The following is a 20,831-nucleotide window of genomic DNA, read 5'->3' on the forward strand; positions in this document are numbered from 1 at the left end:
ATTATTCCTGAACACAGAGAGTGACTTTTAAATTTTTTGGCAAAGGATCAAGAAAAGTTGTCCATCCGAGTAGACACCCTTTTCCACGACCGAGACTCGTCTTTTCAGACTGGTTGTGTGCTAAATTCAACTCTAAATCCCACGCAAACTGTTCTCTCATGATAAAAGACATCACTTTTGTTAGCGGTGCGAACAGATCGCCATTTGGAAGAAAACGCAAAAAGGTGGAATAGCTTAAATTATTTATTTTTAATATATATTTACTACTGATGTCTGGCGTGTATTCTCCAACGACAAAATCGTTCCCAATCGACATATTTGCCTGGCCAAGCCGATTTTGCTGCTGCTTTGCAATAGCAACGCGGCGATATTGCCAGCATAAAATCTTAACGTCATCCAAATCAAAACAGTGGGAAATCAATCCCTCAACAACCTGAGGAGAGCGGCCTGGAGCAGAAAGCAGGCCAGCATAGGCTAACATTTTACTGTGATTTATCGCGACCGAATGGCGTAGAGCTTCACTTCCCAGACCTATCAGGGAAAACATACATTGAGAAAATCTATCGACACCGCCAGGGCGATACCGAACATGGTAACGATATTTCCGCCATCCTCGATGCAAAAGCATCAAAAAACGATGATTGAAAAAATTCAAAAACTGTCCGGGTCCATCTTCCTGATGCATATACTGCCAGGCAAGATTCTCCAGGTAATATCCTGGCAGTGGCGACTGAGCCCCATGCAATCCGAGGAATGACACCTCCAGATCATAACCATAATCATGCTTACTGACGGATATAATATCACCAGAAGGAAATCCTAATGACGCACTGGCGGAATACCGGACCCGCTCATTTTTGGGTAACTGATTATCAAGCTTTTCGATATCCTGCCCTTCGATACGATAGAGCAACTCTACAAGCTGGTAAAAATTATAATCTTTTAAGTTATTATTCATTATATCAATGAATGACTACCTTGTTGCAATGGCCAATGATAGGCTGAGTTATTTTCAGTATCTATTAATGACAGTTCATGAAAGGAGTTGATAGTAGAAAAAAGTGATAAAAAACGGGCCAGAATACAGCCAAATAAGTAAAATTCACCTTCGCTAAGAAAAGCGCTCTGTCTTGCAAATAATGTTGAATGAATCCCTCTGACCGGCATGCCTCGAATCAATCTGTCGACAGGTTTCGTATCAATTTTTTCCACTCCATCAAATCTCTTTTGCGCAATTTTTGCCGCATGTTGATCGTTCATTGCGGGGAAATCATAATTTCGAATAATTTGTAACAACGCATCTTTGTCTAATAAAGAATGGTAGTTTAACGCCATGCTGGAGATCAAAGTCCAGTGTAGTTTCTCATCAATCAAAGGGCGCAATGTCTGCGAAGGTAACGATATATTGCTATAAGCAAGCCAGGGTGGTGAATCTCCCAAAGGGAGACAGATCTCACCGCTACTTAGCTCGGCGGGCAAATTCCTGTTTGTACAGAGCATTTTCACCGCGACAATTTCATCACTGCTCGTCAGGATGTTCTCATCACTACGCAGAAATGAAATGTTATGCTCATAGCCCTTAAGTTTGAGTGAGTTGCAAACGCTCACTTTGAAATAACTCATCGTCCTCTTTTTTTCAAACTCGACCTCGTGTTTGAACGTTTCAAAGGCATGATACGTTCTTAGCTCGCCCTTGGTACGTTCCCCATTCTTTCCTGCGTGTTCACTTTTCCATCCTTCGACCTTCTCGACAGAAAACACTTCATAATGCTCGGGTAGCATATGGCTTGCCTTGAGAGGATAGTGGATTCGCTTCCCGTCAAGTTGAATGGGCTCCGCATGATGTTCAAACAAATTCGCCGCAGGCACACAATTCAACTTAATAGATGAAGGTGTAATACGACAATCTGAAGAAAAAGGTTTGTCATAATGAAAACATAACTCAATATCGTTAACCGGTATCGTCTGCGGAAGCGAGTCAAAGCCATTAATGTCAACGAACAGAAATCCTTCAGGAAAACAGAAAAACTCCTGCAAAATACGGTACCCGGAGTAGACATTTTTAGGGTACGGCAATAAAGCATCGTGTTCAGAAAAGCCCACAGGGCTAACGCTGGCATTTGGTAGCGCAAATTCTGCCCCATTCAGCTTAATCGTCACTTTTTTAAGATGGTTTAGCATGTATAGATACAGCTGCGTAGCGACGTAATAGTCGCAGCCGAGAAATAACCTAAGATTTTCCAGGCCAATCTTATCGAGGGGCATCGCGGTGAAGGGCTTAAGTGAAAGCGACAGGCATCCATTCTCGTTAGTATTTACCATCGTCAGATGGGTCAATTCTACGGGTAATATCCCGATGTCCCTGCAGGTAGAGAACGTACACGAAGTTCCTTTTATTGCCTTTGAACCTAGCTTAATGCCTTTTTTGACCTGGCAAGCCTCGGTAATAGAGCCCACCTTCGGTTGGCATTCGATAATGGTAAATGATGGAACGGGCCGTAAATAATTTGGCCATAAAATATTTAGCAAACCATGGGTGAGCTCCGGAAAATCATCCTCAATTTTCGCGCGCAATGTGCCAGACAAAAACGCAAAACCTTCCAGAAGTCGTTCAACGTCAGGATCGGCACTTTTTTCCGCGAGGAAACGCGTAAGCTGAGGCCATGCTCTGGAGAAATCAGCACCCTGCCTTCGCAACCACGACAATTCATCTCTGAAAAACTCATCTAGTTTCATAAATATTATGTATATTCATTCCAGTTTATATTTGTGATTTCCATCAATACGCAAATTGAAATTGATAATGCTCTCGTGCTCCTCGAACGAAACATAAGACCTCACCAAAAAATAAAGTGTTAAAGGATCGGCTTCATTAGGTTGTGCGATGATTTCTGCCCTGCTTATTCTCGGTTCGTAATCCTCTATGCATCGTTTAATTGCCCTACATATAGCAGAATAAACCTCAACAGAACTCCCAGTTGCATCGTTGAAATCGATAATGCCTAATTCGGGACAACTCTGCGCGTTACCGGAACGGGTGTTGAGAATCGCCTGAAGATTGCGTTTCAAAGAGTCCACCAGGTCGTTAGTGTCATCCGAAGACCTGGTGGTTTTGCTCTCTTCAATGCGCTCAAAAAGACTGGCAGAACGACTTCTTCGCCATGCAGTAAGCGCTGACATCCCTTATTCCTTATCCAGACGACCAACGAGAGAGAGCTCGAAACTCGCGCCCATGTATTTAAAGTGTGGCCGTACCGCCATGGATACCTGGTACCAGCCTGGATCGCCTTCAACATCAGAAACCGTTATCTGAGCGGCGCGTAAAGGACGACGGCTACGCACTTCTGCTGGCGGATTTTCCTGGTCAGCAACGTACTGCCTGATCCATCGGTTTAGTTCTCTCTCCAGATCCTGTCGCTCTTTCCATGCGCCAAGCTGTTCTCGCTGGAGTACTTTTACATAGTGAGCCAGGCGGTTAATGATGAACATATAAGGAAGTTGAGTGCCAAGGCGGTAATTAGTTTCAGCAATCTTGCCTTCGCGTGTATTAGGGAATGCCTTGCATTTCTGTACTGAGTTTGCCGAGAAAAAAGCTGCGTTGTCGCTTCCTTTACGCATCGTAAGCGTGATGAATCCCTCCTCAGCGAGTTCAAACTCACGACGGTCGGTTATCAGAACCTCGGTTGGGATCTTGGCCTGGAGTTGCCCAAGAGATTCAAACTTATGAACGGGTAAGTCATGCACGGCACCACCGCTTTGAGGTCCAATGATGTTCGGGCACCAGCGATAACGTGCGAAGCTATCCGTCAGGTTACAGGCCATGAGATAGGCCGTGTTTCCCCACAGGTAATTATCATGTTCACCCTGTATGGTCTCATGATAATCAAAAGATTTAACCGGATTATCCTGACTGTCGTAAGGAAGACGTAACAAGAAACGCGGTGCCGTGAGTCCTAAATAGCGTGAATCTTCTGACTCTCGCAATGCACGCCACTTGACGTATGCCGGACCTTCGAAAACAGCCTTTAATTCCTTAATGGCGGGGAGCTCGGTAAAGCTTTTGAGGCCAAAGAAGGCTGGAGATACTGAGGAGATGAATGGCGCATGGGCCATAGCGCCGACGGAACTTACATACTGCAGAAGCTTCATATCCGGGGCTGAGGGTGTAAATGCGTAATTGCCAATAACAGCACCCACCGGCTCTCCGCCAAACTGACCATAGCCACTCGCGTAGATATGTTTATAGAATCCGGATTGCACTATCTCAGGTGAATATTCAAAATCGTCTAATAGCTCTTCTTTTGTGGCATGCAGGATCGTGATTTTGATGTTTTCTCTGAAATCCGTTCTGTCTACCAGCAGTTTTAACGACCGCCAGGAGGATTCCATATTCTGGAACTCATCAGAATGCAGAATCGCATCCATCTGGGCACTCATTTTTTTATCGAGTTCCACGATCATTCGATCGACAAGCAGTTTATTTACTGGAACATCTTCCTGCCCTGACTCCAGTAAATTCGCTATAAATACCGATATCCCCTGCTTAGCAATATCATACCCCTCATCCTCAGGTTGAAGTCTTGCCTGAGACATTATGTGATCAAGTAAAGAGGATGATTCGTTTTTTAATTCACTATCATGAATAACACTTTGAACTGTCATACGCGCACCTTATTAATTCTCTGAGGAAATTACTCTTTTGTCGAATTATCTTCTTCAAGAGCGATATCAAGTTCTTTGAGAAGTTGTGCACGCATTTCGCCATCTGTTAATAACTTCTGTAAACTTGCCCGGAAAGAAGGAATATTACCCAATGGACCTTTTAATGCGACCAAAGCCTCCCTCAACTCGAGTAGTTTTTTCAGTTCAGGGACTTGACGGGCGATGTTGTCTGGAGAGAATTCTTTTAGCGCATTGAAGTTTAAGCTAATCGGTAGTGCTTCCTCAGTACCATCCTGCAATCTGTTTGCCACTGAAAAATCCAGATGTAAACCTGCCGTCTCCATGACCGAGTCAAAATTGTGCTTATTAATTGAGATCGCCTCTCTTTCTTCAATGGCAGAATCTTCGTTCCCACCGTTGAAATCGCCGACAACGAGAATATTAAGAGGTAGTTCGACTTCAGCTTGTTCATCACCTGTTGCTGGAACATACTTAATATTTATACGTTCTTTCGGTGCAATACTTCCTTCATATAATTTATTACCCATCCGCATTTAACTCCACTCCATGTTAAGTTTAGCTAGTCTTATAATTTTTTATAACACACTAAAATGGCAAAGAAAAATACGTTTCGATAATTTTAGACAGCGAAACAAATCATTAAATATATAATATTCATCCAGAAAATTAGTTATACATAAATATATTCATGACTGTGAATCAAGAGGGATGTTATCTGGATAATTTAGGGTAATAATTGAGGACATACTAAAAGAAAAAAGGCGGCAAAAGCCGCCTCTCAGAACGCTTACCGTCAGTTTTATGCAGCTTTTACCGCATCCGCAATACGATGTGCAAATTCGGTTACCTGCGCTTCGTCTTCACCTTCCACCATCACGCGGATCAGCGGTTCGGTACCGGACTTACGCAGCAGCACGCGTCCACGATTGCCCAGGGCTGCTTCAACGTCAGCCATCACCGCTTTGACGTTCTCATTTTCCAGCGGATCGCCTTTACCGGCAGTGAAACGCACGTTTACCAGGATCTGTGGGAACATTTTCATCCCGCTGCACAGATCGTGCAGGCTCATATGGTTGCGCGCCATCGCGGCAACCACCTGCAGCGCGGCCACGATACCGTCACCGGTGGTGGTTTTGTCGAGCAGGATCACGTGACCCGAGTTCTCAGCACCAATACGCCAGCCCTTCTCCTGCAGTTTTTCCAGCACATAGCGGTCACCCACTTTCGCGCGGACAAACGGAATACCGAGCTGTTTCAGTGCCAGTTCCAGCCCCATGTTACTCATCAGCGTACCCACCGCACCACCGCGCAGCTGGCCCTGACGCAGACCTTCACGTGCAATGATGTAGAGGATCTGATCGCCGTCGACCTTGTTACCTTCGTGGTCGACCATGATCACGCGGTCACCGTCGCCGTCCAGGGCAATACCCAGATCGGCTTTCTCTGCCAGAACACGCGCCTGCAGGGCACGAACGTCAGTTGCCCCTACCTGCTCGTTAATGTTCAGACCATCCGGCTCGCAGCCAATGGTGATCACTTTCGCACCCAGCTCGCGGAAGACATTCGGGGCGATGTGATAGGTCGCGCCGTTTGCACAGTCCACCACAATTTTGAGGTGAGCGAGGCTCAGCTCATTCGGGAAGGTGCCTTTACAGAATTCGATATAACGACCCGCCGCATCAACGATACGGTTGGCTTTACCCAGCTCTGCGGAATCAACACAGGTGATCTCTTTTTCCATTTCGGCTTCAATAGCCTCTTCCACGTCATCCGGGAGCTTGGTGCCGTCAATGGAGAAGAATTTAATCCCGTTGTCGTAGAACGGGTTGTGAGAAGCCGATATAACAATCCCCGCTTCCGCACGGAAGGTGCGCGTCAGATACGCGACTGCAGGCGTTGGCATTGGGCCCGTAAAGGAGGCGGACAATCCGGCCGCCGCCAGACCCGCTTCCAGCGCAGATTCCAGCATATAGCCCGAAATACGGGTATCTTTACCGATAATGATCTTACGGGAACCATGACGCGCCAGCACTTTACCGGCAGCCCAGCCGAGCTTCAGGACAAAATCAGGGGTGATGGGAGCATCGCCTACACGCCCGCGGATACCATCGGTACCAAAATATTTACGATTACTCATAGCGTTTGTTTTCCTTCGCTGCCAGTGTGGCTTCCACCACACGCATGGCTTCTACTGTTTCTTTGACGTCATGGACACGAATTATGTGCGCACCCTGCATTGCCGCAATCACCGCGCAGGCCAGGCTGCCGCTCAGGCGCTCGCTCGGCCCCACGTTCAGCAACTGCCCAATCATCGACTTTCTCGACATACCCACCAGCAGCGGCAGATCAAAGTGATGGAATTCCGACAGGCGCGCAAGCAACGCATAATTGTGTGAGAGATTTTTACCGAAACCGAACCCCGGGTCGAGCAGCAATTTCTCTTTTGGGATACCTGCACGTTCACAGCGCGCGATATGCTCAATAAAGAAGCGATTCACGTCGGCAAAGACATCGTCATACTTCGGTGCTTCCTGCATGGTTTTCGGCTGGCCCTGCATATGCATCAGGCATACCGGTAACCCCGTCTCTGCCGCGGCTTCAAGTGCGCCAGGCTCAGTCAGTGAGCGAATGTCATTAATAATGTGAGCGCCCACTCTCGCCACTTCGCGAATCACTTCCGGTTTGGAGGTATCAACGGAGATCCACACTTCAAACCGCTGGGCAATCGCTTCAACCACCGGCACCACGCGCGCCAGCTCTTCTTCCACAGACACGTCCGCCGCACCGGGACGCGTCGATTCGCCGCCAACGTCAATGATGGTGGCACCCGCATTAATCATTAAATTCGCGTGCTTAACCGCCTCGATAAGCGTGTTGTGCGTGCCGCCGTCAGAGAAGGAGTCAGGGGTAACATTCAGGATCCCCATCACATGGGGATGTGAAAGATCGAGATGCGAGTCCTGAGCGAATAATTTCATGGCGAAATCCCTGATATCTATATCGTTAAACAGAAATGAAAAACCCCGGAGCAAGCTCCAGGGTTTGAGGTACAGACAAACGCGTCAACAGCAGTGACTTACTTATCGCCCAACTGTTCTGACATGGTGTTGCCCGGGTTTGGCGTACGCGGTTCATCAACCGGACGCGGCGCACGCGGGGTGCCATTATTGTCAGAATTATTGGAAGCGCCTGGGTCTTCCCAGCCTGCTGGCGGACGCACTTCACGGCGCGCCATCAGGTCGTCAATCTGCGGTGCATCGATGGTCTCATATTTCATGAGCGCATCTTTCATCGAATGCAGGATGTCCATATTGTCGTTCAGGATCTGGCGAGCACGTGCATAGTTACGCTCTACCAGAGATTTTACTTCCTGGTCGATGATACGAGCCGTCTCATCGGACATATGTTTCGCTTTAGCCACAGAACGGCCCAGGAATACTTCACCCTCTTCCTCTGCATATAGCAGCGGACCGAGTTTGTCGGAGAAGCCCCACTGCGTCACCATGTTACGCGCCAGGTTTGTCGCGACTTTGATGTCGTTGGACGCACCGGTAGAAACATGTTCCACACCGTAGATAATCTCTTCTGCCAGGCGACCACCGTACAGGGTAGAAATCTGGCTTTCCAGTTTCTGACGGCTGGCGCTGATCGCGTCGCCCTCAGGCAGGAAGAAAGTCACCCCCAGCGCACGACCGCGCGGAATAATCGTCACTTTATGCACCGGATCGTGTTCCGGCACGAGGCGACCGATAATCGCGTGACCCGCTTCGTGGTATGCCGTGGACTCTTTCTGCGCTTCCGTCATCACCATGGAGCGACGTTCCGCACCCATCATGATTTTGTCTTTCGCTTTCTCAAACTCCACCATCGATACGACGCGCTTGTTACCGCGAGCGGCAAACAGAGCGGCTTCGTTGACCAGGTTAGCCAGGTCCGCACCGGAGAAGCCCGGGGTACCGCGCGCAATGATTGCCGCGTCGATATCTGGCGCCAGCGGTACGCGACGCATGTGAACTTTCAGAATCTGTTCACGACCGCGAACGTCCGGCAGACCCACAACAACCTGACGGTCGAAACGGCCTGGACGCAGCAGCGCAGGGTCAAGCACGTCCGGACGGTTAGTCGCCGCGATAACGATGATACCTTCGTTACCTTCGAAGCCGTCCATCTCAACCAGCATCTGGTTCAGCGTCTGTTCACGTTCATCGTGACCACCGCCCAGACCTGCGCCACGCTGGCGGCCTACGGCGTCGATTTCATCGATGAAGATAATGCACGGAGCTGCCTTTTTGGCCTGCTCGAACATGTCACGCACACGAGATGCACCGACACCCACGAACATTTCAACGAAGTCAGAACCTGAAATAGTAAAGAACGGCACCTTCGCTTCACCCGCGATGGCTTTCGCCAGCAGGGTTTTACCGGTACCCGGAGGGCCAACCATCAGCACGCCTTTCGGGATCTTACCGCCCAGCTTCTGGAAACGGCTCGGTTCACGCAGATACTCAACCAGTTCACCCACCTCTTCTTTCGCTTCGTCACAACCGGCGACATCAGCAAACGTGGTCTTGATCTGGTCTTCCGTCAGCATACGCGCCTTGCTCTTACCGAACGACATGGCACCTTTGCCACCGCCGCCCTGCATCTGGCGCATAAAGAAGATCCAGACGCCGATAAGAAGCAGCATCGGGAACCAGGAAATGAAGATAGAAGCCAGCAGGCTTGGTTCTTCTGGCGGCTCGCCAACTACCTTGACGTTTTTGGTCAGAAGGTTATCAAGCAGCTTAGGATCGTTCACCGGGATGTAAGTCGTGTAACGGTTACTATCTTTCTTGGTAACGTTGATCTCACGTCCGTTGATACGCGCTTCGCGAACCTGGTCCTGATTGACCTCCTGCAGGAAGGTAGAATAATCCACCTTGCGGCCATTCGACTCGCTGGGCCCAAAGCTCTGGAATACTGACATCAGCACGACGGCAATGACCAGCCAGAGAATTAGGTTTTTCGCCATGTCACTCAAGGGATTAACCTCACATTACAACTGTGTTAAAAACAGCGTCAGGATACTCTATATCCAGTTTCATTCAAACTTTCGCCTGAAATCTACCGGTTATCATTTTCGCCCGGTCGCTACAATATACACTTCTCGGGAACGCGCCCGGGAAGAGTCCGGCTTACGAACTTTAACCTTCGCAAACAGGGAGCGAATTTCCTTAAGATACTCCTCGAAACCTTCGCCCTGAAACACCTTCACAACAAAACTACCACCAGGCGCCAGAACATCACGACACATTTCTAACGCTAGCTCCACCAGATACATGCCGCGGGGGATATCCACCGCCGGTGTTCCACACATATTTGGTGCCATATCAGACATGACAACCTGAACCTTACTGTCACCCACACGTTCAAGTAACGCTTTCAGCACTAATTCATCACGAAAATCGCCCTGAAGGAAGTCGACACCGACGATGGGATCCATTGGTAAAAGATCGCATGCGATGATTCGACCCGCTCCGCCGATCTGCGTGACCGCATACTGGGACCATCCGCCAGGGGCAGCACCGAGGTCGACAACCGTCATCCCCGGCTTAAAAAGTTTGTCACTTTGCTGTATTTCATCAAGTTTAAACCAGGCGCGGGAACGCAACCCCTTTTTCTGCGCCTGCAGAACATATTTATCGCTAAAGTGTTCCTGAAGCCAGCGGCTGGAACTGGCAGAACGCTTTTTACCTGTCATTTAACTTTTCCGTCCGGGTTCATCGTTGCTTACCTTTGGCGTAAATTTCTACGCTGCTATTTGGCGATATTAGGGAGATGGCGGTAGAATGAACCGTTTTCAATCCCAACGTAAGCAAAAATATACGATGAATCTGAGTACTAAACAAAAACAGCACCTTAAAGGTCTGGCACATCCGCTCAAGCCTGTAGTCATGCTTGGCAACAATGGTTTGACCGAAGGGGTGCTTGCCGAGATTGAACAAGCGCTGGAACACCACGAGCTGATCAAGGTGAAAATCGCCTCTGAAGACAGAGACACTAAAAACCTGATCGTGGAAGCCATCGTGCGCGAAACCGGCGCCTGTAATGTACAGGTCATCGGTAAAACGCTGGTGCTCTATCGCCCATCTAAAGAGCGCAAAATCTCGCTGCCACGCTAAGGATATCCTGAATCAAACACATTTTCTGTGTGAAACGAGGGATTTCTGTCAGCAGGCGAGCAAAATGCCATGCTCCTTGAGTTGATAAAAGGCCGCTATGCGGCCTTTTTCTTTTCTTTACAATGTATCAACATCTTAGTAGAGAAGCGAATTACAGGTATTCAACCTTAATAATTTCGTATTCCACTTCACCACCAGGGGTGCGGATGGTGACAACATCGTCCTGCTCTTTGCCAATCAGGCCGCGAGCAATCGGGGAGTTCACTGAAATCAGGTTCTGTTTGAAGTCTGCTTCATCATCACCCACGATGCGATAGGTCTGCTCTTCGTCGTTGTCGAGGTTCAGCACGGTCACGGTAGAACCAAAGATCACACGCCCATTGTTAGGCATTTTGGTGATATCGATAACCTGCGCATTGGACAGTTTTGCTTCGATATCTTTAATACGCCCTTCACAGAAGCCCTGCTGCTCACGCGCGGCGTGGTATTCAGCGTTCTCTTTCAGGTCGCCATGCTCGCGCGCATCCGCGATAGCGGCGATGATTTCAGGGCGACGCACGGATTTCAGAAAATCCAGCTCTTCGCGCAGTTTTTCGGCACCACGTAAGGTCATCGGAATAGCTTGCATTTGTTATACCTCTTAAACATTCCTGTTGGGAGCAGTGTTCCCTGCTCCTGCCCCCCTAAGCGGGCAAGAAGCAAAAAGAAAACCGACCCGGGAGCAACGCCCCAGGTCAGCAGCAATTTTTCAATTTGATACGCATTTTACCGCGAAGTTCACTATGGGTCATCGTTTACTTTGCAGTGCTATGCACCGTAGTATGACGGTTTGTTTTCGGGTTGTTAGCGCGAGATTATGCGATTTTCCAGATTTATCATCGGATTGACTACCAGTATAACGTTCACCGCCCAGGCCGCGAATGTTGATGAGTACATTAATCAGCTCCCCGCAGGCGCGAACCTTGCCCTGATGGTGCAGAAGGTTGGCGCACAGGCTCCCGAGATTGACTATCACAGTCAACAGATGGCCCTGCCTGCCAGTACCCAAAAGGTGATCACTGCCCTTGCCGCCCTGCTCCAGCTCGGGCCTGACTTCCGTTTTACGACCACCCTTGAAACCAAAGGTAACGTCGAGGGTGGCGAACTGAAAGGCGATCTTATCGCCCGTTTTGGCGGCGATCCGACCTTTAAGCGTCAGGATATCCGCAATATGGTTGCGGTACTGAAAAAATCTGGCGTGCAAAAAATTGATGGCAATGTGCTGATCGACACGTCGATCTTTGCCAGCCACGATAAAGCCCCTGGCTGGCCGTGGAACGACATGACCCAGTGCTTTAGCGCCCCGCCCGCCGCCGCGATTGTCGACCGTAACTGCTTCTCGGTTTCGCTTTACAGCGCGCCGAAGCCAGATGATTTAGCGTTTATCCGCATAGCGTCCTACTACCCGGTCACGATGTTTAGCCAGGTCCGCACGCTGGCGAAAGGCTCCCCGGATGCGCAATATTGTGAGCTGGACGTGGTGCCTGGCGATCTTAACCGCTTCACGCTTACCGGCTGCCTGACGCAGCGCGCCGATCCGCTGCCGCTGGCCTTTGCAATACAGGACGGGGCAAGCTATGCGGGCGCCATTCTGAAAGATGAACTGAAGCAGGCGGGAATCACCTACTCCGGCACGCTGCTTCGCCAGACGCAGGTTAACCAGCCCGGCACGGTCATCGCCAGCAAACAGTCTCCGCCGCTGCACGATTTACTGCGAATCATGCTGAAAAAGTCTGACAACATGATTGCCGACACCGTATTTCGCATGATTGGTCACGCGCGTTTCGGCGTGCCGGGCACCTGGCGTGCGGGTTCAGACGCCGTTCGTCAGATCCTGCGCCAGCAGGCCGGGATCGAGCTGGGTAATACTATCGCCGTCGATGGCTCCGGATTATCGCGTCATAATTTGATCTCCCCGGCCACAATGATGCAGGTGCTTCAGTACATTGCACAGCATGACACTGAGCTAAACTTTATTTCAATGCTACCGCTGGCCGGGCATGACGGTTCACTGCAGTACCGCGCCGGGCTTCACGCTGCCGGTGTGGATGGCAAAGTATCCGCGAAAACAGGCTCACTGCAGGGGGTTTACAACCTTGCAGGCTTCATCACTACCGCCAGCGGACAACGCATGGCATTCGTGCAGTATCTTTCCGGCTATGCCGTCGAACCGACCGACCAGCGCAATCGTCGTATTCCGCTTGTTCGCTTCGAAAGCAGGCTTTACAAGGACATCTACCAGAATAACTAGCGATGAAACTACTCATAGTTGAAGACGATCTGTTATTGCAGGAAGGGCTGGCGCTGGGACTAGCCAATGAAGGGTATGCCCTCGACTGTGCCGGCACCGCAGCGGAGGCGGACTCCCTGATTCAGAGCGGCGAATACAGTCTGGTGATCCTCGATTTGGGCCTGCCTGATAAAGACGGCGCCACGCTGCTCAGCCAGTGGCGACGCCGCGGCATCGCCAACCCGGTATTGATCCTGACGGCACGCGATGCCATTGAGGATCGTATCACTGGCCTCGATGCAGGCGCAGATGATTACCTGGTGAAGCCTTTTGCGCTCGCGGAGCTGCAGGCACGGGTGCGAGCGTTGATTCGCCGCTATCAGGGCCATAGTGATAACTTACTGACCGACGGCGATATTACGCTGAATCTGCAAACCCAGCAGGTACTGCGCCAGGATCAGGCGGTAGAGGTGACGCCAAAAGAGTTTGCCTTGCTTACGCGTCTGATCATGCGCAGCGGGCAAACGGTGCACAGAGAAACGCTCCAGCAGGATATCTACTCCTGGCAGGACGATCCAGGATCCAATACCCTTGAAGTGCACATTCACAACCTGCGTCGCAAGCTCGGCAAGGACAGAATCAAAACCGTCCGTGGCGTTGGCTATCGCCTGGAGAGCCAGAAATGAACAGCATGCGTCGGCGTTTGATGGTGCTGCTGGCGGTCATTCTGTTATTTTTTCAGCTGATAAGCGTCATCTGGCTGTGGCATGAAAGCCGTGAGCAGATCGGTTTTCTCGTTAATGAAACGCTGTCGGCGAAAGCTCGTAATAACCATGTCGAGAAAGAGATCCGCGAAGCAATTGCCTCACTGCTGGTCCCTTCGCTCGTGATGGTAGGCTTTACGTTGTTTTTCTCATTCTGGGCGGTTACCTGGATAACCCGACCGCTGAATAAACTGCGTGACAGCCTGGCTAACCGCTCGGCGGATAACTTAACTCCGCTTCCCATGTATTCCGACATGGAAGAAATCGGCGCGGTGACAACCTCCCTGAACCAGCTGCTCGCCCGGCTGGACAATACCATTCAGCAGGAGCGCCTCTTCACCGCTGACGCCGCACACGAACTTCGAACGCCCCTTGCCGGTATCCGGCTCCATCTGGAGCTCATGGCGCAGTCAGGCGCGCCACAGGCCGCGACGTTAATTAGCCGTATCGATCAGCTCATGCATACCGTCGAACAGCTGCTGATGCTGGCCCGCGCCGGACAGGCAATGGCGAGCGGCCACTACGAAACCGTGAGCTGGACGGAAAATATCATTGAACCTCTCGGCCTGGGGCATGAAGCCAAAGAGCATACGGTGATTTGGCCTGCTAAAAGCGCGCTCACGGTTCAGGGAGACGCCGTGCTCTTGCGCCTGATGCTGCGCAACCTGCTGGAGAATGCCGGGCGCTACAGCCCGACAGGGACAACGATTACGGTGACTTTAACCGAGGTCGATGGGGGGACGCAGATCGGGGTTATCGATCAGGGTCCAGGGATTGATGAAGCACACCGACAGTCAATTACCGAGCCATTCCGCCGTCTTGACCAGCGCTACGGAGGCAGCGGTCTGGGCCTGAGTATCGTGCAGCGCATCGTCCAGCTCCACCACGGCAGGTTGACGCTTGAGAATGGCGCTGAAGGTGGTTTGATCGCCAGCTGCTGGCTACCCGCAACGCTGGAATAAAAAAAAGCCCCCATAATGGGGGCTTTGAGCAGATATTAGTGCTTGTAGATGAACTCGACGCCTTCTTCGTCGTCTTCATCCCAGTCATCGTCCCAGTCTTCATCATCTTCTTCAGCTTCCAGCTCTTCAAGCTGCTGGCGGTGGTAGTCATCCCACATGAATTCGACTTTTTCAGGCTGTTTCGCTTCTTCCGCCTGAACGATTGGGTTCTCGATGATAAAGGTCATCACATCCCAGCACAGATCTTTCACGCCAACCTGGCTTGCCGCAGAGATCAGGTAGTATTTATCTTCCCAACCCATCGCTTCAGCAATCGCTTTCGCTTTTGCTTCCGCTTCGGCTTTGTCCATCAGGTCGATCTTGTTGAAGACCAGCCAACGTGGCTTACCTGCGAGTTTTTCGCTGTATTTTTCAAGTTCACCGATGATGATACGGGCGTTTTCGACCGGATCGGACTCATCGATTGGATTGATATCAACGATGTGCAGCAATACGCGGCAGCGCTCAAGGTGTTTCAGGAAGCGAATACCCAGTCCTGCGCCTTCTGCTGCGCCCTCGATCAAACCCGGGATATCAGCGACAACAAAGCTCTTTTCGTGGTCCATACGAACAACGCCCAGGCTTGGCACCAGCGTCGTAAACGGATAATCCGCCACTTTTGGCTTCGCGGCTGATACAGCACGGATAAACGTCGATTTACCGGCGTTAGGCATACCCAGCATACCGACGTCAGCCAGCAGCATCAGTTCCAGCTGCAGCTCGCGCGTATCGCCCGGTGTCCCCATGGTTTTCTGACGCGGAGCACGGTTAACCGATGATTTAAAACGGCTGTTACCGAGACCGTGCCAGCCACCTTTAGCAACCAGCAGGCGCTGACCGTGTTTGGTCATATCACCCATGGTTTCACCGGTGCCCTGGTCAATCACACGCGTACCGACCGGAACCTTGATGTTGACGTCTTTACCACGTTTACCGGTACAGTCACGGCTCTGGCCGTTCTGGCCGCGCTCGGCACGGAAAGATTTTTCGAAACGGTAGTCGATCAGCGTGTTGAGGTTTTCATCCGCCTCCAGCCACACGTCACCACCATCCCCGCCGTCGCCGCCATCAGGACCGCCACGTGGGATATACTTTTCACGGCGGAAGCTCACGCAACCATTGCCGCCATCACCAGCCACGACCAGGATCGTCGCTTCATCAACAAACTTCATTTTACTCTCCGTAACTCATTCGCCTGAGCGGGGGACTACTACAACCGCTTCATTTTTGCGCCAACGTCCCCAAAGACGATGACCAATGGCGGAATACATCGCGCCCGCAACCACGACAAACGCACCGAGATAACCCAACAGGTTGAGCATCGGTCTGACGAAGACATCGGGCCAGGCCATTGATAACAAATCTGAAAATAACAGCGTAAACAGCGGAGTAAGCGTAATTAACGCGCTCACCTGCGCTGCCTGCCAGCGCGCCATTGCTTCTGCCAGCGCGCCATAACCGACCAGCGTGTTCAGCCCGCAAAAAATGAGGCACGCTAGTTGCCAGTCGCTAAGCTGGGTAATCACGCCCGGCTTTGCTAATGGCAGCAATGCTATTGTACACAAAGTGTACAGCAAAAAGAGGATCTGCTGTGAGGCAAGTCGACGCAATAACACCTTTTGCGCGACGCCATAGCTCACCCAGACCGTTGCTGCCCCCACACCGAAAATGACACCCCATGTGTAATCCGTCAGGCGGGTAAAAATCTCTATCAGACTGGTGTTAAAGAACATCACCAGACCGCATAACAGCATGCTCGCCCCGATAATCTGCGTACCGCGCATCTTCTCCTTGAGGATAAAGACGCTGGCGACCATCATGCCCACCGGTGAAAGCTGACCTATCACCTGCGACGCCGTGGGGCTGAGATATTGCAGGGAAGAGCTGAACAGGATGAAGTTACCGAACAGACCACCCGTCGCGATAGCCAGCAATACCAGCCAGCGCGGTTTACGGAAGAGCCGCAAGGATGGAAGCTTACCTTTGATAGCCAGAATGGCTCCGAGGCCGATGCTTGCCATCAGAAAGCGATAAAAGACCACCGTAGGCGGCTCCATCACTTCCAGTACCTGCTTCATTGCAATTGGCAACGCACCCCAGCACATTGCGGTGGTGAGTGCCAAAAGAATGCCCATGCCGGCCTGCTGCTTCATGCCCGTTTTCCCTACAGAAAAAATTACCGGGTTTCCAATGTAAAAAGCCCCGCAACAGGTTGCGGGGCTTTAATCCGTTACCGGACCGAGAAAACCTTACTCAGCAACGATGCTGATGTATTTACGGTTGTTCGGGCCTTTAACTTCAAATTTCACTTTACCGTCTGCTTTAGCAAACAGAGTGTGGTCACGACCGCAACCTACGTTGTTGCCAGCGTGGAATTTGGTACCACGTTGACGAACGATGATGCTACCCGCCAGAACGGATTCGCCACCGAAACGCTTAACGCCAAGACGTTTAGCTTCTGAATCGCGACCGTTACGTGTGGAGCCGCCAGCCTTTTTATGTGCCATTTAAATCTCTCCTCAGGTCTTAGGCGCTGATGCCAGTAATTTTCACATCAGTGAACCACTGACGGTGGCCCTGCTGCTTACGGTAGTGCTTACGACGACGAAACTTAACGATTTTAACTTTCTCGCCACGACCGTGTGCAACAACTTCAGCTTTGATAACGCCGCCATCAACGAAAGGAACGCCGATTTTGACTTCTTCACCGTTTGCGATCATCAGAACTTCTGCGAACTCAACAGATTCGCCAGTTGCGATGTCCAGCTTTTCCAGGCGAACGGTCTGACCTTCGCTTACTCGGTGTTGTTTACCACCACTTTGGAAAACCGCGTACATATAAACTCCGCTTCCGCGCACGTCCTCGTATGATTCAGAGTGCGCTATAAATATTCACAATAGGGCGCGAATATTACGCAAAACGCGAGCCTTTGACAAGTGCTACCGTCAATACATGAAGAAAAAAAACACAACACGTACGGTAACGTTTATCTGTGCCGTTTTTTCAGTACAATCAGCACTACTATTGATAAACCGAAACCCTTCGTTACCCCATTGAAAATGGGAACAACAGGATAAAAAGCCCGGCTTTTGCGATGAATTTAGAAAAAATCAACGAGTTAACCGCGCAAGATATGGCGGGTGTGAATGCAGCAATCCTGGAGCAACTCAACTCTGACGTTCAGCTGATCAATCAGTTGGGCTATTACATCGTCAGCGGCGGCGGTAAACGCATTCGTCCGATGATCGCCATTCTGGCTGCCAGAGCCGTTGGTTATCAGGGAAATGCTCACATCACTATCGCAGCGCTCATCGAATTTATTCACACGGCGACGCTTCTGCATGACGATGTGGTGGATGAATCGGATATGCGTCGTGGCAAAGCCACGGCAAACGCCGCTTTCGGGAACGCAGCCAGCGTACTGGTGGGGGATTTTATCTATACCCGCGCCTTCCAGATGATGACCAGTCTGGGCTCCCTGAAAGTGCTGGAGGTGATGTCCGAAGCCGTAAACGTCATTGCTGAAGGCGAAGTGCTGCAGCTGATGAACGTCAACGACCCTGACATCACCGAAGAAAACTACATGCGGGTGATCTACAGCAAAACCGCGCGCCTGTTTGAAGCGGCTGCCCAGTGTTCCGGCATTCTGGCTGACTGTACCGAAGCGCAGGAAAAAGGCCTGCAGGACTATGGCCGCTATCTGGGTACGGCATTCCAGCTGATTGACGATTTGCTGGACTACAGTGCGGATGGCGAGACGCTCGGCAAAAACGTGGGCGACGACCTGAACGAAGGCAAACCGACCCTGCCGCTGCTCCATGCTATGCGCAACGGAACGGCCGAGCAGGCTAAAATGATCCGTGAAGCGATCGAGCAGGGAAATGGCCGTCATCTTCTGGAACCCGTGCTGGAAACCATGGCTATCTGCGGATCGCTGGAATGGACGCGTCAGCGTGCGGAAGAAGAAGCCGACAAAGCCATCGAAGCTCTCCAGGTCATTCCCGACAGCCCGTGGCGCGAGGCGCTGATTGGTCTTGCCCACATCGCCGTTCAGCGCGACCGTTAATCCTCTTTGTCTCTCCCCGCAGTCATGGCGGGGAGATTCCAATTAACTCCTGTAAATTCCGTATTCCTGTAAATTCATCGGTTTAGAGACCGCATGAATAAAGCCATGTCTTATTCTGAATATCCCTTCAAGTAACGCGAACTTTTTAGAACAAGAGTTTGAAATGGGTATAGTAACCCCGTCGTTTCAGAAGAAACGGCGTAGGTGAATCCGAACTTAAGGACGGCGTTATGGATACGAAATTTATCGACTGGCACACGGCTGATATTATTGCCGCGCTGCGCAAAAGAGGCACTTCACTGGCAGCAGAGTCCCGCCGCCATGGACTGAGTTCTTCAACTCTGGCAAACGCCCTCACCCGCCCCTGGCCCAAGGGAGAATTAATCATCGCGACGGCGCTGGATACGCATCCGTGGGTGATTTGGCCTTCGCGCTACCACGATCCCATCACCCATGAATTTATCGACAGATCGCGCATGATTCGCCAGAGAAAGGCAAAAAGAGAACCGCAGGAGTAATGCGTTTTTGACAGGAACAGCAACCCCCCGGTCATTGCTGGCAGGGGGCTGCCGGAACGATTACTCGCCCTTCACACGCTCGATATTGGCACCCAGCGCGCGCAGTTTATCTTCGATACGCTCATAGCCACGATCGATGTGATAAATACGATCCACGATCGTTGTGCCTTCCGCGATACAACCCGCCAGCACCAGGCTTGCGGATGCACGCAGATCGGTTGCCATCACCTGAGCACCAGACAGTTTCTCAACGCCATGGCAAATCACGGTATTGCTTTCGATCTCAGCATGCGCACCCATACGGATCAGCTCCGGTACGTGCATAAAACGGTTCTCAAAGATGGTTTCTGTGATGAAGCCAGTACCTTCGGCGACCAGGTTCAACAGGGTGAACTGCGCCTGCATGTCCGTTGGGAACGCCGGATGCGGTGCCGTACGCACATTAACCGCTTTTGGACGCTGGCCGTGCATATCAAGGCTGATCCAGTCTTCACCGATTTCGATATCCGCACCCGCATCGCGCAGTTTCGCCAGCACCGCATCCAGGGTATCTGGCTGCGCGTTGCGACACACAATCTTACCGCCAGAAATCGCTGCAGCGACGAGGAAGGTACCGGTTTCGATACGGTCCGGCAGTACGCGATAGACACCACCGCCCAGACGCTCAACGCCTTCGATGGTGATACGGTCGGTCCCCTGACCGGAGATCTTCGCGCCCAGCGCCACGAGGAAGTTGGCGGTATCCACAATTTCCGGTTCGCGCGCGGCGTTTTCGATGATAGTGGTCCCTTCTGCCAGCGTCGCCGCAGACATAATGGTGACCGTTGCGCCCACGCTCACTTTGTCCATGACAATGTGCGCGCCTTTCAGACGACCATTGACGGACGCTTTAACGTAACCTTCTTCCAGCTTGATCTCTGCGCCCAGTTTCTCCAGACCAAAGATGTGCAGGTCAACCGGACGCGCACCGATAGCGCAGCCGCCCGGCAGAGAGACCTGACCCTGACCAAAACGCGCCACCAGCGGGCCAAGCGCCCAGATGGATGCGCGCATGGTTTTCACCAGATCGTAAGGGGCTGAGAAGTTATTCACCTTGCTGGCGTCGATCCAGACGGAACCGTTACGCTCGACTTTCGTGCCCAACTGGGTGAGCAACTTCATGGTGGTGTCGATATCTTTCAGCTTCGGTACGTTCTGAATTTCTACCGGCTCTTCCGCGAGCAGCGCAGCAAAGAGGATTGGCAGCGCGGCGTTTTTCGCGCCAGAAATTGTGACTTCGCCCTGGAGACGCGTTGGCCCCTGTACACGAAATTTATCCATTGTGTGCTCTCTTATAAATTCAACCGTGCTGCGGGCCTGTCGCCCTCA

At 51.3% G+C, this 20,831-nt stretch carries 21 protein-coding genes; 6 read left to right on the forward strand and 15 right to left on the reverse strand.

Going from position 1 to position 20,831, the window contains the following annotated elements; translation table 11 throughout:
* Window position 1: 1 nt before the first annotated feature.
* From tssG to rlmE, 9 genes are all read right to left on the reverse strand, one after another.
* Window positions 2–958: a type VI secretion system baseplate subunit TssG gene (tssG, locus tag GVO84_RS20015; RefSeq protein WP_159515004.1), complete on the reverse strand. Its 957-nt coding sequence runs from the start codon at window positions 956–958 to the stop codon at window positions 2–4.
* Entirely contained in the window at window positions 958–2,736 is a 1,779-nt protein-coding gene (gene tssF / locus GVO84_RS20020; RefSeq protein WP_159515005.1) for a type VI secretion system baseplate subunit TssF, read from the reverse strand. Before tssF ends, tssG begins: the two co-directional genes overlap by 1 nt.
* A 15-nt stretch (window positions 2,737–2,751) precedes the next feature.
* Entirely contained in the window at window positions 2,752–3,180 is a 429-nt protein-coding gene (gene tssE / locus GVO84_RS20025) for a type VI secretion system baseplate subunit TssE (protein WP_159515006.1), read from the reverse strand.
* Window positions 3,181–3,183: 3 nt separating this feature from the next.
* A complete protein-coding gene (tssC, locus tag GVO84_RS20030) occupies window positions 3,184–4,662 on the reverse strand; it encodes a type VI secretion system contractile sheath large subunit (protein ID WP_159515007.1) in 1,479 nt (492 codons plus the stop codon).
* A 29-nt stretch (window positions 4,663–4,691) separates the two neighbouring features.
* A complete protein-coding gene (tssB, locus tag GVO84_RS20035) occupies window positions 4,692–5,210 on the reverse strand; it encodes a type VI secretion system contractile sheath small subunit (RefSeq protein ID WP_159515008.1) in 519 nt (172 codons plus the stop codon).
* 272 nt (window positions 5,211–5,482) lie between these two features.
* Window positions 5,483–6,820, reverse strand: coding sequence for a phosphoglucosamine mutase (glmM, locus tag GVO84_RS20040; RefSeq protein ID WP_023309339.1), 1,338 nt, complete (start codon window positions 6,818–6,820; stop codon window positions 5,483–5,485).
* Complete coding sequence (gene folP, locus GVO84_RS20045; RefSeq protein WP_023309340.1) at window positions 6,813–7,661, reverse strand: dihydropteroate synthase; 849 nt, start codon at window positions 7,659–7,661, stop codon at window positions 6,813–6,815. Before folP ends, glmM begins: the two co-directional genes overlap by 8 nt.
* A 98-nt stretch (window positions 7,662–7,759) precedes the next feature.
* Window positions 7,760–9,694 carry an ATP-dependent zinc metalloprotease FtsH gene (ftsH, locus tag GVO84_RS20050; protein ID WP_010436002.1) on the reverse strand — a complete coding sequence of 645 codons (1,935 nt, stop codon included), beginning with the start codon at window positions 9,692–9,694 and terminating at the stop codon, window positions 7,760–7,762.
* Window positions 9,695–9,796: 102 nt separating this feature from the next.
* Window positions 9,797–10,423: a 23S rRNA (uridine(2552)-2'-O)-methyltransferase RlmE gene (gene rlmE / locus GVO84_RS20055; RefSeq protein ID WP_010436004.1), complete on the reverse strand. Its 627-nt coding sequence runs from the start codon at window positions 10,421–10,423 to the stop codon at window positions 9,797–9,799.
* Between the two features lie 127 nt (window positions 10,424–10,550).
* On the opposite strand from rlmE, the gene yhbY reads away from it, so the two are divergent.
* Window positions 10,551–10,844 (forward strand): ribosome assembly RNA-binding protein YhbY, encoded by a 294-nt coding sequence (gene yhbY / locus GVO84_RS20060; protein WP_003861814.1) that lies wholly within the window; start codon window positions 10,551–10,553, stop codon window positions 10,842–10,844.
* A gap of 151 nt (window positions 10,845–10,995) precedes the next feature.
* On the opposite strand, the gene greA is transcribed toward yhbY, so the two are convergent.
* The gene (gene greA / locus GVO84_RS20065) at window positions 10,996–11,472 is read right to left on the reverse strand and encodes a transcription elongation factor GreA (RefSeq protein ID WP_014171793.1); all 477 of its coding nucleotides are present in this window, start codon (window positions 11,470–11,472) and stop codon (window positions 10,996–10,998) included.
* A 228-nt stretch (window positions 11,473–11,700) separates the two neighbouring features.
* On the opposite strand from greA, the gene dacB reads away from it, so the two are divergent.
* Genes dacB through pmrB form a run of 3 tightly spaced genes read left to right on the forward strand, consistent with a single transcriptional unit; the run spans window position 11,701 to window position 14,839 of the window.
* Window positions 11,701–13,134: a serine-type D-Ala-D-Ala carboxypeptidase gene (gene dacB / locus GVO84_RS20070; RefSeq protein ID WP_029739625.1), complete on the forward strand. Its 1,434-nt coding sequence runs from the start codon at window positions 11,701–11,703 to the stop codon at window positions 13,132–13,134.
* Window positions 13,135–13,136: 2 nt separating this feature from the next.
* Window positions 13,137–13,799, forward strand: coding sequence for a two-component system response regulator PmrA (pmrA, locus tag GVO84_RS20075; RefSeq protein WP_023333595.1), 663 nt, complete (start codon window positions 13,137–13,139; stop codon window positions 13,797–13,799).
* Window positions 13,796–14,839: a two-component system sensor histidine kinase PmrB gene (gene pmrB, locus GVO84_RS20080; protein WP_159515009.1), complete on the forward strand. Its 1,044-nt coding sequence runs from the start codon at window positions 13,796–13,798 to the stop codon at window positions 14,837–14,839. The genes pmrA and pmrB overlap by 4 nt, the downstream gene beginning before the upstream one ends.
* A gap of 35 nt (window positions 14,840–14,874) precedes the next feature.
* On the opposite strand, the gene cgtA is transcribed toward pmrB, so the two are convergent.
* From cgtA to rplU, 4 genes are all read right to left on the reverse strand, one after another.
* On the reverse strand, window positions 14,875–16,050 hold the full coding sequence (gene cgtA, locus GVO84_RS20085; RefSeq protein WP_010436018.1) for an Obg family GTPase CgtA: 1,176 nt from the start codon (window positions 16,048–16,050) through the stop codon (window positions 14,875–14,877).
* 15 nt (window positions 16,051–16,065) lie between these two features.
* Entirely contained in the window at window positions 16,066–17,031 is a 966-nt protein-coding gene (locus tag GVO84_RS20090) for a DMT family transporter (RefSeq protein WP_159515010.1), read from the reverse strand.
* Window positions 17,032–17,127: 96 nt separating this feature from the next.
* Window positions 17,128–17,385, reverse strand: a complete 258-nt coding sequence (rpmA, locus tag GVO84_RS20095; RefSeq protein WP_004385076.1) for a 50S ribosomal protein L27 — start codon at window positions 17,383–17,385, stop codon at window positions 17,128–17,130.
* Between the two features lie 19 nt (window positions 17,386–17,404).
* A complete protein-coding gene (gene rplU / locus GVO84_RS20100) occupies window positions 17,405–17,716 on the reverse strand; it encodes a 50S ribosomal protein L21 (RefSeq protein ID WP_003025032.1) in 312 nt (103 codons plus the stop codon).
* Window positions 17,717–17,973: 257 nt separating this feature from the next.
* Between rplU and ispB the strand changes: the two genes are divergently transcribed.
* Window positions 17,974–18,945, forward strand: a complete 972-nt coding sequence (gene ispB, locus GVO84_RS20105) for an octaprenyl diphosphate synthase (protein WP_048989794.1) — start codon at window positions 17,974–17,976, stop codon at window positions 18,943–18,945.
* Window positions 18,946–19,175: 230 nt separating this feature from the next.
* Window positions 19,176–19,463, forward strand: a complete 288-nt coding sequence (gene sfsB, locus GVO84_RS20110; protein ID WP_121424774.1) for a DNA-binding transcriptional regulator SfsB — start codon at window positions 19,176–19,178, stop codon at window positions 19,461–19,463.
* A 60-nt stretch (window positions 19,464–19,523) separates the two neighbouring features.
* Here the strand turns inward: sfsB and murA are convergent, their stop codons facing one another.
* Entirely contained in the window at window positions 19,524–20,783 is a 1,260-nt protein-coding gene (gene murA, locus GVO84_RS20115; RefSeq protein WP_023309349.1) for a UDP-N-acetylglucosamine 1-carboxyvinyltransferase, read from the reverse strand.
* Window positions 20,784–20,831 lie beyond the last annotated feature (48 nt).

The sequence above is a fragment of the Enterobacter sp. SM3 genome, assembly GCF_009811935.2.
GTDB classification, from domain to species: domain Bacteria; phylum Pseudomonadota; class Gammaproteobacteria; order Enterobacterales; family Enterobacteriaceae; genus Enterobacter; species Enterobacter asburiae_D.

What these genes read in the sequence shown, in the direction of transcription:
- tssG (WP_159515004.1), bottom strand. Translation starts at nt 958, where the DNA reads ATGAATAATAACTTAAAAGATTATAATTTTTACCAGCTTGTAGAGTTG.
- tssF (WP_159515005.1), bottom strand. Translation starts at nt 2,736, where the DNA reads ATGAAACTAGATGAGTTTTTCAGAGATGAATTGTCGTGGTTGCGAAGG.
- tssE (WP_159515006.1), bottom strand. Translation starts at nt 3,180, where the DNA reads ATGTCAGCGCTTACTGCATGGCGAAGAAGTCGTTCTGCCAGTCTTTTT.
- tssC (WP_159515007.1), bottom strand. Translation starts at nt 4,662, where the DNA reads ATGACAGTTCAAAGTGTTATTCATGATAGTGAATTAAAAAACGAATCA.
- tssB (WP_159515008.1), bottom strand. Translation starts at nt 5,210, where the DNA reads ATGGGTAATAAATTATATGAAGGAAGTATTGCACCGAAAGAACGTATA.
- glmM (WP_023309339.1), bottom strand. Translation starts at nt 6,820, where the DNA reads ATGAGTAATCGTAAATATTTTGGTACCGATGGTATCCGCGGGCGTGTA.
- folP (WP_023309340.1), bottom strand. Translation starts at nt 7,661, where the DNA reads ATGAAATTATTCGCTCAGGACTCGCATCTCGATCTTTCACATCCCCAT.
- ftsH (WP_010436002.1), bottom strand. Translation starts at nt 9,694, where the DNA reads ATGGCGAAAAACCTAATTCTCTGGCTGGTCATTGCCGTCGTGCTGATG.
- rlmE (WP_010436004.1), bottom strand. Translation starts at nt 10,423, where the DNA reads ATGACAGGTAAAAAGCGTTCTGCCAGTTCCAGCCGCTGGCTTCAGGAA.
- yhbY (WP_003861814.1), top strand. Translation starts at nt 10,551, where the DNA reads ATGAATCTGAGTACTAAACAAAAACAGCACCTTAAAGGTCTGGCACAT.
- greA (WP_014171793.1), bottom strand. Translation starts at nt 11,472, where the DNA reads ATGCAAGCTATTCCGATGACCTTACGTGGTGCCGAAAAACTGCGCGAA.
- dacB (WP_029739625.1), top strand. Translation starts at nt 11,701, where the DNA reads ATGCGATTTTCCAGATTTATCATCGGATTGACTACCAGTATAACGTTC.
- pmrA (WP_023333595.1), top strand. Translation starts at nt 13,137, where the DNA reads ATGAAACTACTCATAGTTGAAGACGATCTGTTATTGCAGGAAGGGCTG.
- pmrB (WP_159515009.1), top strand. Translation starts at nt 13,796, where the DNA reads ATGAACAGCATGCGTCGGCGTTTGATGGTGCTGCTGGCGGTCATTCTG.
- cgtA (WP_010436018.1), bottom strand. Translation starts at nt 16,050, where the DNA reads ATGAAGTTTGTTGATGAAGCGACGATCCTGGTCGTGGCTGGTGATGGC.
- GVO84_RS20090 (WP_159515010.1), bottom strand. Translation starts at nt 17,031, where the DNA reads ATGAAGCAGCAGGCCGGCATGGGCATTCTTTTGGCACTCACCACCGCA.
- rpmA (WP_004385076.1), bottom strand. Translation starts at nt 17,385, where the DNA reads ATGGCACATAAAAAGGCTGGCGGCTCCACACGTAACGGTCGCGATTCA.
- rplU (WP_003025032.1), bottom strand. Translation starts at nt 17,716, where the DNA reads ATGTACGCGGTTTTCCAAAGTGGTGGTAAACAACACCGAGTAAGCGAA.
- ispB (WP_048989794.1), top strand. Translation starts at nt 17,974, where the DNA reads ATGAATTTAGAAAAAATCAACGAGTTAACCGCGCAAGATATGGCGGGT.
- sfsB (WP_121424774.1), top strand. Translation starts at nt 19,176, where the DNA reads ATGGATACGAAATTTATCGACTGGCACACGGCTGATATTATTGCCGCG.
- murA (WP_023309349.1), bottom strand. Translation starts at nt 20,783, where the DNA reads ATGGATAAATTTCGTGTACAGGGGCCAACGCGTCTCCAGGGCGAAGTC.